Raw genomic sequence first — 12,920 nt, forward strand, 5'->3', positions numbered from 1 at the left:
TCGAACATGGAGCCACGTTCGGAGAAATCCAATATACGCAGCCGCCGAGCCCGCACCGTGCCGGTACTTCCGTGGGGTATCGCCCGTGAGCACCGTCAGGGCAACACGGATGTGCGGCAGCTCACAGCCAGCCGCGGCGGGTGGCCTGCACGCCCGCCTGGAACCGGGTGCTGGCCCCGAGCCTTTCCAGCAGCCGCGCGGTGCGGCGCACCACGGTGCGCCGGGACATGCCGAGCCTGCGCGCGATTGTGTCGTCGGTGGCGCCGAGGCCCATGAGGGTGAGAATCGCTTTGTCGCGCTCGTCGAGTTCATCGGCGGACGGGTTCACCGAGATCGGCGCGGCCAGCGACCACAGCACGTCGAAGGTGCGCACCAAGGCGCGCAGCGCGGGTGAGTCGGTGAAGCGCAGGCCCATCGGATCGGGGCGGCGCTCGTCGGCGTGCAGGACCAGGCTGGCGCGTTCGTCGTCGCTGATGATCAGCTTGAACGGCGGCTCGGGCAGGGTGCGCGCCTGCGCGCCGCCGGCATTGGTCGACAGGGCGTGCCGCAACCGGTCCGCGTCCTGGTAGATGGTGTCCTGATAGAGGGTCTGATAGCGGATGCCCTCGCCGATCCTGCTGCGTTTGAGCAGGTACTGCTGGTTCTCGCGGTCCGGGTCGCTGAGGTAGGGACCGCGCTCGATGATCTTGACGCTGCCGCGTGCGCCGGTCTGCATCTCCTCGAAATCGGCCAGCATCTCCAGGCGCTCGTAGACCGGCACCACGCTGCCGTTGCCGCGCGGCGAACGCCGCACCGAGCGGAAGGTCTCGCTGAGCCGCGCGGCCACGGCGTGCATCTGGTCGATCTCGTGCCTGCGGCGCCGGGCCTCGGCCTCGGACAGTGCTTCCGGCGCGTGCGCGTCCCAGCGCGGTTCACCGTTGGTGTCGACGCGGACGGCGGCCTGCATCGCGACGAGCACGTCGAGAGTCGCGGCCGCCTCCTCGGCGGACACGTCCAGAAGGCGCGCGATATCGGTGAGGCCGGATCGCGGATGGTGCACGAGCACGGCGTAGGCCCGCCCGTGGAGCGACGCCGGCTCGAAGATATCGCCGAGCTCGGTCACGGCCCGAGCTTAACGGGAGCCGGAAGACGGAGTCGTGGGAGGAATACGCGCCGGACCACCCGCCGTGGCGTCTCGGCGGCCATCGACGTGGGGTGGCGCACCGGCATCAGTGCGCGGTGGGGCCCCAGTGCATCGGGACGCCGCGCGAGGCGAGATAGGGCAGCGGGTCGATCTTGGCGCCGCCCTGATCCCAGATCTCCAGGTGCAGGTGCGGGCCGGTGGACTGGCCGCGGTTCCCGACCGAGGCGATCACGTCGCCGGCGTTCACGCGCTGACCCTGCGTCACGTACATGTCGTTGACGTGGCCGTAGACGGCGGTGGTGCCGTCGTCCTGGAGGACGCGCACCCACAGGCCGAAGCCCGAGGCCGGACCGGCCTCGACGACGGTGCCGCTGCTGACCGAATGGATCGGGGCGCCGAGCCGATCGGCGAAGTCGATGCCGTAGTGGAAGGCACCCCAGCGGGTGCCGTAGCCGGAGCTGATGGCGCCGCCGACCGGGCGGACCGCGGCCGGGGCGGGGGGCGCGAACTGCTGCTGGGCGCCCTTGAGCACGTCCTCGACGTGGGCCAGCGGGCCCGCGAGCTCGGGCGGCAGATTCGGGATGCCGAAGGGGGCGGCGACGGGCGACGCGACCGGGGTGGCCTCGACGACCGGCTCGGGCGCGGCCTCGACCGGGGCGGACACCTGCTTGGCCGCGAGGGCGGGCGCCTCGACGGTGCCCTTGAACGTGATCTCGTCGGCGGCCGCGTCGGCCTCGCGGGAGGGGCCCAGCGGGGAGGCGTTGGCGATGGCCGGGGCCAGCTGCGCGACGGTGCCGACCAGGGCGCCCGCGGCGACGGCGGCGCCCGCGGCGGCGCGGACCTTCTCGAACTGACCGGTCTCGGCGCGGTGCCGCGTCGGCCGACCCGTCACACCGTCGCCGAGGAGCGCGCTGACGGAAATGGAGCTGGGGCCTACCCGGTGCTGAGACAAAGCTGCGTCCTTGCGTCCGACTACAAGTCATCAACGAAGCCGTCGCGCCGGGCGCGGTACCGGATAGGATCGCGAAGCTCTCCCGATTTCCCGGTGGCCGAACTTTGTAACGTTTCGGCATCCGTTGTGACGGGAACTCTACCCCGTCGTGACCATTTCGCAACCTTCGAGTTCGAGGTCGCTGGTGAGAGCTGGGTCACAGGGCGGTAACAAGCGAGACTCGACGCATGATCATCGACGAATTGCGCGTCCCGATCGTGCTCGCCCCGATGGCGGGCGGACCCTCCACTCCCGAGCTGGCGGCCGCCGTCTCCGGGGCGGGCGGCTTCGGCCAGCTGGCCGCCGGATACCTGAGCGCCGCCGACGCCGCGGCCCGCATCGCCGCGACCCGCGCACTCACCGACGCGCCGTTCGGCGTGAACCTCTTCGTCCCGGGCCCGGCCACCCCGCCCGAGCGTTTCGCCGCCTACCTGACCGAGCTGGGCGCCCGGTACGAACTCGGCACGCCCGCCCACGACACCGACGACTGGGACGCCAAGCTCGACCTGCTGACCGCCGACCCAGTCGCCGTGGTCACCTGCACGTTCGGCTGCCCCTCGGCCGACGAGATCGCGCGGCTGCACGCGGCCGGATCCGAGGTGTGGGTGACGGTCACCTCCGTGGCCGAGGCCGAACTCGCGGTCGCGGCCGGCGCCGATGTCCTTGTGGCCCAAGGCGCGGAGGCGGGCGGGCACCGTGCCACCTTCGTCGATCGCGCCGAGGACGACCGCACCGACCCGCTCGGCCTGCTCGCCCTGGTGCAACTGCTCACCGCGGCCGTCGACCGGCCGATCGTGGCGGCCGGCGGGATCGCGACCGGCGCGGGCGTGGCCGCCGCACTCGCCGCGGGCGCGGCGGCCGCGCAGGTGGGCACGGCCTTCCTGCGCTGCCCCGAGGCGGGCACCAACCCGGTGCACCGCGCCGCCGTGCCGACCGCCACCCCGACGGCGCTCACCCGCGCGTTCACCGGACGGCGCGCCCGGGGCATCCGCAACCGCTTCCTGGACGAGCACACCGCGACAGCGCCGGTCGCCTACCCCGAAATCCATTACGCCACCGGGCCGCTGCGCGCGCGGGCGCGGGCGGAGGGCAATCCGGAGGAGGTCAACCTGTGGGCGGGCCAAGCCCATGCGCTCGCGGTGGAGCAACCGGCGGGCGAACTCGTCGCACAGCTGGCGGCGGACGCGAAAACCGCACTGGAAACGGCCTTTTCGCGCCGATTCCGGGGTTACTGACAACGCCTTTCGATTAGACTCGCGAGGGCATCGCACCCGCCGTCCACCCTCATCCCCCCGAGGAGCGCGCCATGTCTCTCGATGTCCCCGCCGCCCTGCTCGAACGCGCCGAACTCGGCGAGATCGACGACGCCGACTTCGTCGAGTGCGTCCGGACCTCCCTGCCCTACGCGTGGGAGGTGGTCAGCCGGGTCGCCGCCGATCTGGAGTCCGGCACCGCCGAATTCGCCGACAACCAGATCGCGCCGCCCGACGAGACCGCCCGCGGCCAACTGCTGCGCGCCCTGGCCTCCGACGCCATCCGCGGCGGCCTGGAACGCCATTTCGGCGTGAAGCTGGCGTTCCAGAACTGCCACCGGGTCGCGGCCTTCCCGCTCGCCGCCGTCGGCGGCGAAACCTATTCCCGGTTCATCTCCACGCGCGCCCAGCTGCTCAACCAGAGCCCGGAACTGCGCAACTGCTAGCGCTTTTCGTGACCGGCCCGCTCGGGCCGGTCACCCCCGCGCCCGCCCCTGCTCGTATTGAGCAGGATCGAAAGTCCTTGTCTTCCAACGGTAGAGGACGGTCGCACCCGGCCAGTTGTTGGTGATGCGCCCGGCCGCGTTGCGGTACCAGCTGGAGCAGAAGTTCCACGGGGTGTCCTTCAGGCGGCGCTGCAACCAGTCGTCCCACCGCTGTTCGGCCTCGGCCTTGGCCGAGACGAAGCGGCCCGGCTCGCCCGCCAGGTACTCCACCACCTGCCGGATGTAGCGCGCCTGCGATTCCAGCATGTAGATGATGGAACCGGACCCCACGTTCGTGTTCGGCCCGTACATCATGAACAGGTTCGGGAAGCCGGGCACCGAAAGTCCAAGGTAAGCACGGGCTCCCGCGTCGCCCCACACGTCGGCCAGCTTGCGCCCGCCCAGCCCGTAGATGTTCATGGGCGCGAGGAATTCGGTGCCCTTGAATCCCGTGCCGTAGACGATCACGTCGACCGGATGCTCCACGCCGTCCACCGTGCGAATTCCGGTCGGGGTGACGGCCTCGATCGCCGTGGTCTCCACCGTGACGTTCGGCTGCGCCAACGCCGGGAAGTACTCGTTGGAGAACAGTCCGCGCTTGCAGCCCGCCGCGTAGTCCGGGGTGAGCTTGGCGCGCAATTCCGGGTCGGGAACCTGCTTTTCGCGATGCCGGTCGGCCAGGGCGATCACCGGCGTCTTGATCGCCGGGATATCCGTCAGCGCCAGCGCGAGCACCTCGAAGAACGACCAGATCGCGAACCGCTCCGCCAGCCGGCTCGGCGGGAAGTATTTGAACAGCGCGTGATGCAGCGCGCTGTACTCCACATCGGGTTTGGGCAGCACCCAGGCCGCCGACCGCTGGAACAGCGTCAGATGCGCCGCCTCCGGCTGGATGCGCGGAATGTATTGGATGGCACTGGCTCCCGTGCCGATGCACGCGATCCGCTTGCCCGCCAGGTCCACGTCGTGGTTCCACTCGGCGGAATGGAACGCCACGCCCTCGAAGGTGTCGATACCGGGCAGGTTCGGCAGCGCGGGCCGCGACAGCTGGCCGACGGCGGGCACCAGCAGGTCGGCGCTCAGCTGCTCCCCGGTGCCGGTGGTGACCCGCCACTGCCCGGCGGCCTCGTCGAATTCGGCGTCGGTGACCTCGACGCCGAACCGGATGAACCGCGTCAGCCCGTGCTTGTGGGCGACGCCGCGCATGTACTCGTGGATGTCGCGCTGCTCGGAGAACCGGCGCGGCCAATCGGACTTCGGCTCGGAGGACCACGAATACAACGGGGACGGCACGTCGCACGCCGCGCCGGGGTAGGTGTTCTCCCGCCACACCCCGCCGAGGTCGGCGGCCTTCTCCAGGATGGTGAAATTCTCCAGGCCGGCCCGGCGCAGCTCGAGCGCGAGGCCGAGTCCGGCGAACCCGGCGCCGATGATGATCAGGGAGGGCGTCGTCATACCTCGAGGGTAGACGTCGTGACCCGGCGCACCGAGAGATCGGCGGTCAGGAAATCGGTATTTCCGGCCACGATGGAACGGGCTGCGCGCTGCGATTTCGGCGTTGGAGACAAATCGACACGCCCGGACAGGCGTGTCTCAAATCCGGATTGCCACGCGGCCCCCCACCTGCGGGTGACCCTTGGGTAGCATCGCCCCTGTGACGTGGCTCATGCCACCACCGAGGAGAAGGAGTACCCGATGTTGAGCACGATGCAGGACGAGCCGCTGTCGCTGGCCACGCTGCTGAAGTACGCCTCGACCTTCCAGGGCGAGAGCACGGTGTCCACCTGGACCGGCGACGGCGTGCGGACCATGACCTACCGCGAACTCGGCGCGGAGGCGGCGCGGCTGGCGAACGCGCTGCGCGGCTTCGGCATCGGCGTCGGCGACCGCGTCGGCACCTTCATGTGGAACAACAACGAGCACATGGTCGCCTACATCGGCGTGCCCGCCATGGGCGCGGTGCTGCACGCGCTCAATATCCGCCTCTTCCCCGAGCAGGTGGTGTACGTCGCCAACCACGCCGAGGACCAGGTCGTCATCGTGGACGGCACGCTGGTGCCGCTGTTCGCGCAGTTGCTGCCGAACATGAAGACGGTGCGCCACGTCATCGTCGCCAACGGTGACGCGTCCACCCTGACGGCGCCCGAGGGCGTGCAGGTGCACTCCTACACGGAGCTGCTGGCCAGCCAGCCCGACACCTTCGACTTCCCGGTGATCGACGAACGATCCGCCGCCGCAATGTGTTACACCTCGGGTACCACCGGCGACCCGAAGGGCGTCGTGTACTCGCACCGTTCCAACTGGCTGCACGCCATGCAGGTGTGCTCCCCCTCGGGCATGGGCTTCACCGGCGTCGACACGGTGCTGGCCATCGTGCCGCTGTTCCACGCCAACGCCTGGGGCCTGCCCTACGCGGCGCTCATGTCGGGCGCGAACGTCATCATGCCCGACCGGTTCCTCCAGCCGGGTCCGCTGCTGGAGCTGATGGGCGCGCTGAAGCCCTCGTTCGGCGCGGCCGTGCCCACCATCTGGGGCGGCGTGCTGGCCGGGCTGGCCGCGCAGCCGCAGGACATCTCGCACCTGCGCACCGTGGTGGTGGGCGGGTCGGCGGTGCCGCCGTCGATGATGCACACCTTCCAGGAGAAGCACGGCGTGCGCGTCGTGCACGCCTGGGGCATGACCGAGACCTCGCCGCTGGGCAGCGTCGCGCACCCGCCCGCGGGCGTCACCGGCGACGACGAATGGTCCTACCGCTACACCCAGGGCCGCTTCCCCGCCAGCGTGCAGGCCCGCCTGGTCGCCGACGACGGCAGCGTGGTGCCCAACGACGGAGAGTCGCTGGGCGAGTTGGAGGTTCGCGGCCCGTGGATCACCGGCTCGTACTACTCGCCCGACGGCGCGGCGGTCGACCCGGACAAGTTCGACGACGGCTGGCTGCGCACCGGCGACGTGGGCAAGATCAGCCCCGACGGCTACCTCACGCTGGTGGACCGCTCCAAGGACGTGATCAAGTCCGGCGGCGAGTGGATCTCCTCGGTGGACCTGGAGAACGCGGTCATGGGGCACCCGGCCGTGGCCGAGGCCGCCGTCATCGGCGTGCCCGACGAGAAGTGGGACGAGCGGCCGCTGGTGGCCATCACGCTCGCCGAGGGCGCCGAGGCCAAGGCCGAGGAGCTGCGCGAGTTCCTGGCCGACAAGTTCGCCAAGTGGCAGCTGCCCGAGCACTGGACGTTCGTGCCCGAGGTGCCCAAGACCAGCGTCGGCAAGTTCGACAAGAAGCGCCTGCGCGCGCAGTTCGCCGACGGTGAGCTGACGGTCACCACGCTGTCCTGAGCCACGGCCGGAGCCCGGTCTCGTTGCGCCGCAACGGGACCGGGCTTCTTGCCGTCAGGGCTTGCGTTTCGCGCGTTTGGCCCGCGCGCGGTCGATGCGCGGATCTTCGCTCACCTCATAGCGTTTCACGTACGCACCGAGGAAAGCCTGCACGGTGGCGGTGGCGGGGATGGCCAGCAGCGCGCCCACCGCGCCGAGCAGCGCGCCGCCCGCCAGCACGGCGAGCAGGGCGACGGCCGGGTTCACGTCCACGGTGCGGGCGGTGAGGCGCGGTTGCAGGATGTAGTCCTGGAACTGCTGGTAGATCACCACGAACAGGATCACCCAGACGGCGTCGAGCGGGCGGATCGTCAGCGCGACCAGCACCGGGAGCACGCCCGCGAGGTAGGTACCGACGGTCGGCACGAACGAGGCCACCACCCCGAACCACACGCCCATGGCGATCGCGTTGGGGATGCCGAGCACCGCCAGGAACACACCGTGCGCCACGGCGGATATCACCGCCAGCACCGCGCGCGAATAGAGGTAGCCGCCGGTCTTCTTGATCGCGAGATCCCAGGCCCGCAGCACCTCGTCCTGTTTCGCGGGCGGCAGCATCGAGCACACCGACCGCCGCAGCGCCGGCCCGCCCGCCGTGAGGTAGATGCTGAACAGCGCGACCATGAGCAGCTTCGCGAGTCCGCCGAGGATGGTGGTGGACAGCCCCCACGCGTTGTCGGCGGCGCGTTCGGCGTAGGCGGTGAGGGTGTCGGCGTCCTTGGTGAGCTGTTCGCGCAGCTGGTCGAGGGTGAAGTCCTGGTGGAACGTGCGATTGACCCAGTCCACCAGATCGTTCACCAGCCGGGGCAGCTCGGTGACCACGTCGTCGACGGTCTGCACCAGCAGCACGGCCAGCGCCACCACGAACCCCGCCACGAACAGCGCCAGCGCCACGAACACCAACCCCGTCGCCCACCCGCGCGACACCCCGCGCGCGATCAGGCTGTCGACCGCGGGCTCCATCGCCAGCGACACGAAGAACGCGACCACCAGCACGAGGAACAACCCGATCAGCCGATGCGCCGCCCAATCCGCCAATTGGAAGAGGCCGAACAGCGCGAAGGCGAGGATCAGCGCCTTCGGCAACCACCGGGGCATCCGGCGCGCCCCGACCTCCTGCGCCTCCTGCTCATCCCCGGGCGAACCCTCTGCCATTGCCTCAGTGTGAGCGATCCACGGGCAAATTTTCCTCACCCGGTACAGGCGAGTTCACAGCCGATATCACCCGGGCGATCCCGAGGACAGTCCTACCCGGGCTCACCCGATTCCGGACCGTGATGCGCGGACCGTGCCAGGTCCGCCGCGAAGGCCGGGTGGGCGGACACTATGACCGCGTCGAAAGCAGACATCATGGTGAGCTTCCCTGGACCCACCGCCGAACGCGAGAAGTCCGCGCCCAGGAATATCGCCATGGCAACTCCCAGGAGCAACGCGATGAGCCCGTAGCTCTCCGCCTCGGTCCGCATTCCGTCCCGGGTGGCCACCATCAGCACGGTGGTAGCGAGTCCGACCAGCCCGGTCCCCATCGCCAGCAGTATCGCGACACGGAAGTATCGGATTCGCCGCAGGCATCGGTCGCACAACGGCCAGTCGCACGTCAGCTCCGCGTCTGGCATGGCGTAAGAGCGCGAGCGATAGCGAGCACGCGACCCTCGCGGCGCAATCGCCCGCAGGAGAAAGTTCGCGGCACTCGACTCGGGAAGATCCCTGCGGAAGAACACGAACCGGAACGTATGGGAACCGGTCCGGCTTTCGACCATATCGGCGGCGGCGGGCCGCGCCGCACCAGAAATTCATCCCCTCCGCCCCGATCAAGCGCGCACGCTGCTCGACAGGATCTCCTCCACACGCGCGCTCATCGCCCGGCCCGCGGACCGCAGCGGCTCGGCCGAGCGCAGGGTGCGGCACAGGACGAACGCGCCTTCGAGGGCGCTGAGGATCGCCAGGATCAGGTCGTGGGCGGCGGCGGGCGGGACGCCGCGGCGGGTGAAGTATTCGGTGCCGTCGGTGATCCACGCGCCGATCACCTCGGCGGTCACCTCGCGCAGCGCGGGTTCGGCGTCGGCGATCTCGCCGGCGACGGTGCCGACCGGGCACATGTTGATCCAGCCGGTCTGCTCGATCTGTTCGGCCGCGGCGGTGAAGGCGGCGGGCACGGCCTCGCGCAAGTCGTCGTAGGGGTCCATGAGCAGCGGGATGAGCTGTCCGTAGGCCGCGCCGGAGGTACGCAGCGCGGCCTCGGCGAGCTGCGGTTTCCCCTCGGGGAAGTGGTGATAGAGCGACCCCATGGGCGCTTTCGCGGCGGCGGTGACCTGTTTGACGCTGGTGCCGCTGTAGCCGCGGGTGCGCAGCAGTTCGGCCATCGCCGTGACGAGGCGCTCGCGGGTGCTGATTGACATCTTCTCGGTCACCCCTCCAGACTAGAGCAAACACTCTAGAGCGATCGCTCGAAAGGGGCGCGCCATGCCGACGGTCGAACTTTCCGCGGGCCGGATGCACTACGCCGAACAGGGAGAAGGACCAGCCGTGGTCCTGCTGCACGGCCTGTTCATGAACCACACGGTCTGGGACGATGTCATCGACCTGCTGCCGGAGGGCTTCCGCTACCTCCGGCCCGATCTGCCGCTGGGCGCGCACCCGCTGCCCCTCGAACCGGGCACCGACCTGAGCCTGCGCGGCCTCAACGCGTTGATCGCCGAATTCCTCGCGGCGCTGGATCTCCGCGACGTCGTGCTGGTGCACAGCGACTGGGGCGGCGGACTGTTCCTCACCGCGTACGGCCTGGACGAACGCGTCGGCCGGCTGATCATCCTGCCCTGCGAGGCGTTCGACAACTTCCCGCCCGGCCTGCCGGGCAAGATGACCGCCCTCGCCACCTACACCCCCGGCGGAATCAGCGTGGCACTGTGGCAATTACGCATCGGCTGGCTGCGCCGGACGCCCCTGATGTTGGGCTGGATGGCCCGCCGCCCCCTCTCGGCCGACCTCGTACGCGGCTGGACCGAACCCGGCCTGCGCGACAAGCGCATCCGCCGAGACCTCCTCGCCTACACCAAGTCCCGCTTCGACAAGGCCGAACTCATCGCCAACACCGAAGCCCTCCAACACTTCTCCGGCGACTCCCTGGTCCTCTGGTCCTCCGCGGGCAAAGTCATGCCCCGCGACCACGGCCCCCGCCTCGCCACCCTCCTCCCCTCCTCCCGCCTCGTCGAAATAGACGACGCCTACGTGTTGTCGATGCTCGACCAACCCGAAGCGGTCGCCGACGCGATGTCAGCCTTCCTCACCGAAGCCCGCGCGGAGCGGGGGAACTGACCAATTGCGCCGGCCGGTCCGGATATCGCACGGACGCGTGCTCGGCGTCGCACCTCGCCCGGATCGACGGGTGTCGTAGACAGCCAGCCGCCCGGCCGAAGGAGATCGGCCGGGCAGCGACGGCTCAGCAACTCACACCCGCGACGGAACTGCCTCGGGCACAACATCTTCCACCGACTCCTTCAACCCGAACCGGTTGTGGAAGCGGCGCAGGGGGGCGGGGGCCCACCAGTTGGCGGAACCCGCGAGGCGCATGAGGGCGGGGACGAGGATGCCGCGGACGAGGGTGGCGTCGATGGCGACGGTGAGCGCCATGCCGATGCCCAGTTGCTGGAGGAAGGCGACGCCGCCGGTGGCGTACACCGCGAAGGAGGCGGCGAGGATGAGGGCGGCGGCGGTGATCAGCGGGGCCGAGCGGGCGATGCCGCGCGGGACGGAGCCGATCGGGTCGCCGGTGCGGTCGTAGTCCTCCTTGATGCGCGCCAGCAGGAACACCTCGTAGTCCATGGACAGGCCGTAGGCGATGCAGAACATGAGGATCGGGATGCTCGGTTCGATCACCCCGGTCGGCGTGAAGCCGAGAATCCCTGCGAGAGCGCCGTTCTGGAAGCCCCACACCAGCACGCCGAACATGATCGACATGGAGAGCAGGTTCAGCACCGACGCCTTGAGCGGCGCGAGCACGCTACCGGTCATCAAGAACAGCACCGCGAAGGTGACGAGCATGATGAGCGCCGCCACCAGGGGCAGTCGGTCGATCACACCGTCGCTGTAGTCGGCCAACTCGGCCGGGTACCCGCCGACCAGCACCTCGAAAGGCGCTTCCACCGACCGTATTTCGCGAACCAGCCCGTCGGGATCGGACGCGAGACGCTCACCGGTCGGCAGCACGCGCAACCACGTCGCCTCCCCGTCCGCGAAGCGACCCGGGTCGGCGGACACGGCGGACGCGCCCTCCCCGAACGTGCCGGCGGCCGAATCCACCCGCAGCACGCCGGGAATCGCGGCGAGGCGTTCGGCGTACGGCGCGATCGCTGCGCGCTCGGCGTAGGGCGAGACCACGTGCACGACGTCGGCCTCTTCGGTCTCGAAGTCGGCACGGATGGTGTCGTACAGGGCGCGCACCGGCTGTTCGGTGCCGACCACCCGGTCGTCCGGCGGGCCGAAGTTCACTCCCAGCGCGGGCGCGCCGAGCAGCAGCAGGACCAGCAGCGCCGAACCACCCGCCAGCACCGGCTTGCGCATCACCCACTCGGCCGTGCGATACCAAAAGCCTTGTTCCGGAGCGGGAATCGCCTTCTTCGGCAGCGCGCGGCGCCCGAGCAACATCAACGCCGCGGGCAGAATCACCACCGACCCCACCACCGCCGTCACCGCCACCGCGATACCCGCGTACGCGAACGACTGGAGGAACGGGAACGGGAACGCGAACAGCACGGCCAGACTGATCGCCACCGTCGACGCGCTGAACGCGATCGTGCGCCCCGCGCCCGCAACCGCCCGCCGCACCGCCGTGGGCACGTCGTGACCGGCCGTCAGCTCCTCGCGGAACCGGTAGATCATGAACAGCCCGTAGTCCACACCCAGCCCGATGCCCATGACCAGCGCGATGTTCGCGGCGAACGTCGACACGTCGGTGAACGTGCTCACCACACGCAGCGCGGCCAGCGTGCCGATCACACAGAACAGGCCGATGCCCACGGTCACCGCCGCCAGCGCCGCCCGGCGCAACACCAGGGCTAGCAGACCGAAAACCAGTGGCAGCACGATCAATTCGGCGCGGATGAAGTCGGCCGACGCCTGCGCGGCGACATCGCGGAACACCTCGTCCGCACCGCCGAGGGACAGCGTCACGGCCGGGTCGGCGAGCGCGTCTACGACATCGGCCTCGATGCCGGGCAGGATCTCCCCGCGCACGCGATCCGCGTCGCCGGGCACCCACGCCAGGACGAGCGCGCTGCTGAAATCCTTGGTCGCCAAGGTATCCGGCGCGCCTTCCGACCAGAACGACCAGGCGTCGCCCACGCCGGGGTACTCGGCGAGCGCGTCGGTGAGCCTGGTGCCGACGGCTTCGACATCGGCGGCGCGCACATCGCCGTCGGCGGCCGTGACGAGAACCGCGACGTTCGGCGCGCCCGTGTCGAACCGATCCGCGAGTTCGGCTGCGGCGGCCGCCGATTCGGCGTTCGGATTCTCGAATCTGTTCAGCGAGAGCGCGTTCATCGCACCGCTCGCCAACACGACGAGCAGCAGGAATGCCGCCAGCGCGGCGGCCAGTAGGGAGCGTGGTCGATGGGTGACGAACCGTCCGAGCATGGGCCGTTCCTCTGATAGTCTGCGACTTATACGAGCAACTACTCGTAAGTGCAGCCGAGAATACG

Annotated in this window: 11 protein-coding genes; 4 read left to right on the forward strand and 7 right to left on the reverse strand. The window is 69.9% G+C overall.

Annotated features, from left to right (window positions below):
• Window positions 1-121: 121 nt before the first annotated feature.
• On the reverse strand, window positions 122-1,102 hold the full coding sequence (locus OHB21_RS03625; protein ID WP_067513855.1) for a helix-turn-helix domain-containing protein: 981 nt from the start codon (window positions 1,100-1,102) through the stop codon (window positions 122-124).
• 106 nt (window positions 1,103-1,208) lie between these two features.
• Window positions 1,209-2,075: a M23 family metallopeptidase gene (locus OHB21_RS03630; protein ID WP_084538155.1), complete on the reverse strand. Its 867-nt coding sequence runs from the start codon at window positions 2,073-2,075 to the stop codon at window positions 1,209-1,211.
• A gap of 227 nt (window positions 2,076-2,302) precedes the next feature.
• Here OHB21_RS03630 and OHB21_RS03635 point away from each other — a divergent pair, with 227 nt between their 5' ends.
• A complete protein-coding gene (locus OHB21_RS03635; RefSeq protein ID WP_113975378.1) occupies window positions 2,303-3,349 on the forward strand; it encodes a nitronate monooxygenase in 1,047 nt (348 codons plus the stop codon).
• 71 nt (window positions 3,350-3,420) lie between these two features.
• A complete protein-coding gene (locus tag OHB21_RS03640) occupies window positions 3,421-3,813 on the forward strand; it encodes an SCO5389 family protein (protein WP_067513649.1) in 393 nt (130 codons plus the stop codon).
• A 30-nt stretch (window positions 3,814-3,843) separates the two neighbouring features.
• On the opposite strand, the gene OHB21_RS03645 is transcribed toward OHB21_RS03640, so the two are convergent.
• The gene (locus OHB21_RS03645) at window positions 3,844-5,307 is read right to left on the reverse strand and encodes a flavin-containing monooxygenase (protein WP_067513650.1); all 1,464 of its coding nucleotides are present in this window, start codon (window positions 5,305-5,307) and stop codon (window positions 3,844-3,846) included.
• Window positions 5,308-5,547: 240 nt separating this feature from the next.
• Between OHB21_RS03645 and OHB21_RS03650 the strand changes: the two genes are divergently transcribed.
• Entirely contained in the window at window positions 5,548-7,185 is a 1,638-nt protein-coding gene (locus tag OHB21_RS03650; RefSeq protein WP_067513717.1) for a long-chain fatty acid--CoA ligase, read from the forward strand.
• A 54-nt stretch (window positions 7,186-7,239) separates the two neighbouring features.
• Here OHB21_RS03650 and OHB21_RS03655 read toward each other — a convergent pair whose 3' ends face one another.
• The 3 genes from OHB21_RS03655 to OHB21_RS03665 form a co-directional block, all read right to left on the reverse strand.
• Window positions 7,240-8,379 carry an AI-2E family transporter gene (locus OHB21_RS03655; protein ID WP_067513655.1) on the reverse strand — a complete coding sequence of 380 codons (1,140 nt, stop codon included), beginning with the start codon at window positions 8,377-8,379 and terminating at the stop codon, window positions 7,240-7,242.
• Between the two features lie 92 nt (window positions 8,380-8,471).
• Window positions 8,472-8,750 carry a hypothetical protein gene (locus OHB21_RS03660; protein WP_147266012.1) on the reverse strand — a complete coding sequence of 93 codons (279 nt, stop codon included), beginning with the start codon at window positions 8,748-8,750 and terminating at the stop codon, window positions 8,472-8,474.
• Between the two features lie 285 nt (window positions 8,751-9,035).
• Window positions 9,036-9,635 (reverse strand): TetR/AcrR family transcriptional regulator, encoded by a 600-nt coding sequence (locus OHB21_RS03665; RefSeq protein WP_232331895.1) that lies wholly within the window; start codon window positions 9,633-9,635, stop codon window positions 9,036-9,038.
• Window positions 9,636-9,687: 52 nt separating this feature from the next.
• Here OHB21_RS03665 and OHB21_RS03670 point away from each other — a divergent pair, with 52 nt between their 5' ends.
• On the forward strand, window positions 9,688-10,539 hold the full coding sequence (locus OHB21_RS03670; protein ID WP_067513657.1) for an alpha/beta fold hydrolase: 852 nt from the start codon (window positions 9,688-9,690) through the stop codon (window positions 10,537-10,539).
• Window positions 10,540-10,671: 132 nt separating this feature from the next.
• On the opposite strand, the gene OHB21_RS03675 is transcribed toward OHB21_RS03670, so the two are convergent.
• Window positions 10,672-12,855 (reverse strand): MMPL family transporter, encoded by a 2,184-nt coding sequence (locus OHB21_RS03675; protein WP_195125359.1) that lies wholly within the window; start codon window positions 12,853-12,855, stop codon window positions 10,672-10,674.
• Window positions 12,856-12,920: the final 65 nt, after the last annotated feature.

This window comes from Nocardia puris, from assembly GCF_036051655.1.
Classification (GTDB): Bacteria; Actinomycetota; Actinomycetes; order Mycobacteriales; family Mycobacteriaceae; genus Nocardia; species Nocardia puris.

Excerpts from the sequence above, each read along its gene's own strand:
- OHB21_RS03675 (WP_195125359.1), bottom strand. The coding sequence starts at position 12,855 with ATGCTCGGACGGTTCGTCACCCATCGACCACGCTCCCTACTGGCCGCC.
- OHB21_RS03640 (WP_067513649.1), top strand. The coding sequence starts at position 3,421 with ATGTCTCTCGATGTCCCCGCCGCCCTGCTCGAACGCGCCGAACTCGGC.
- OHB21_RS03635 (WP_113975378.1), top strand. The coding sequence starts at position 2,303 with ATGATCATCGACGAATTGCGCGTCCCGATCGTGCTCGCCCCGATGGCG.
- OHB21_RS03650 (WP_067513717.1), top strand. The coding sequence starts at position 5,548 with ATGTTGAGCACGATGCAGGACGAGCCGCTGTCGCTGGCCACGCTGCTG.
- OHB21_RS03660 (WP_147266012.1), bottom strand. The coding sequence starts at position 8,750 with ATGGGGACCGGGCTGGTCGGACTCGCTACCACCGTGCTGATGGTGGCC.
- OHB21_RS03655 (WP_067513655.1), bottom strand. The coding sequence starts at position 8,379 with ATGGCAGAGGGTTCGCCCGGGGATGAGCAGGAGGCGCAGGAGGTCGGG.
- OHB21_RS03670 (WP_067513657.1), top strand. The coding sequence starts at position 9,688 with ATGCCGACGGTCGAACTTTCCGCGGGCCGGATGCACTACGCCGAACAG.
- OHB21_RS03645 (WP_067513650.1), bottom strand. The coding sequence starts at position 5,307 with ATGACGACGCCCTCCCTGATCATCATCGGCGCCGGGTTCGCCGGACTC.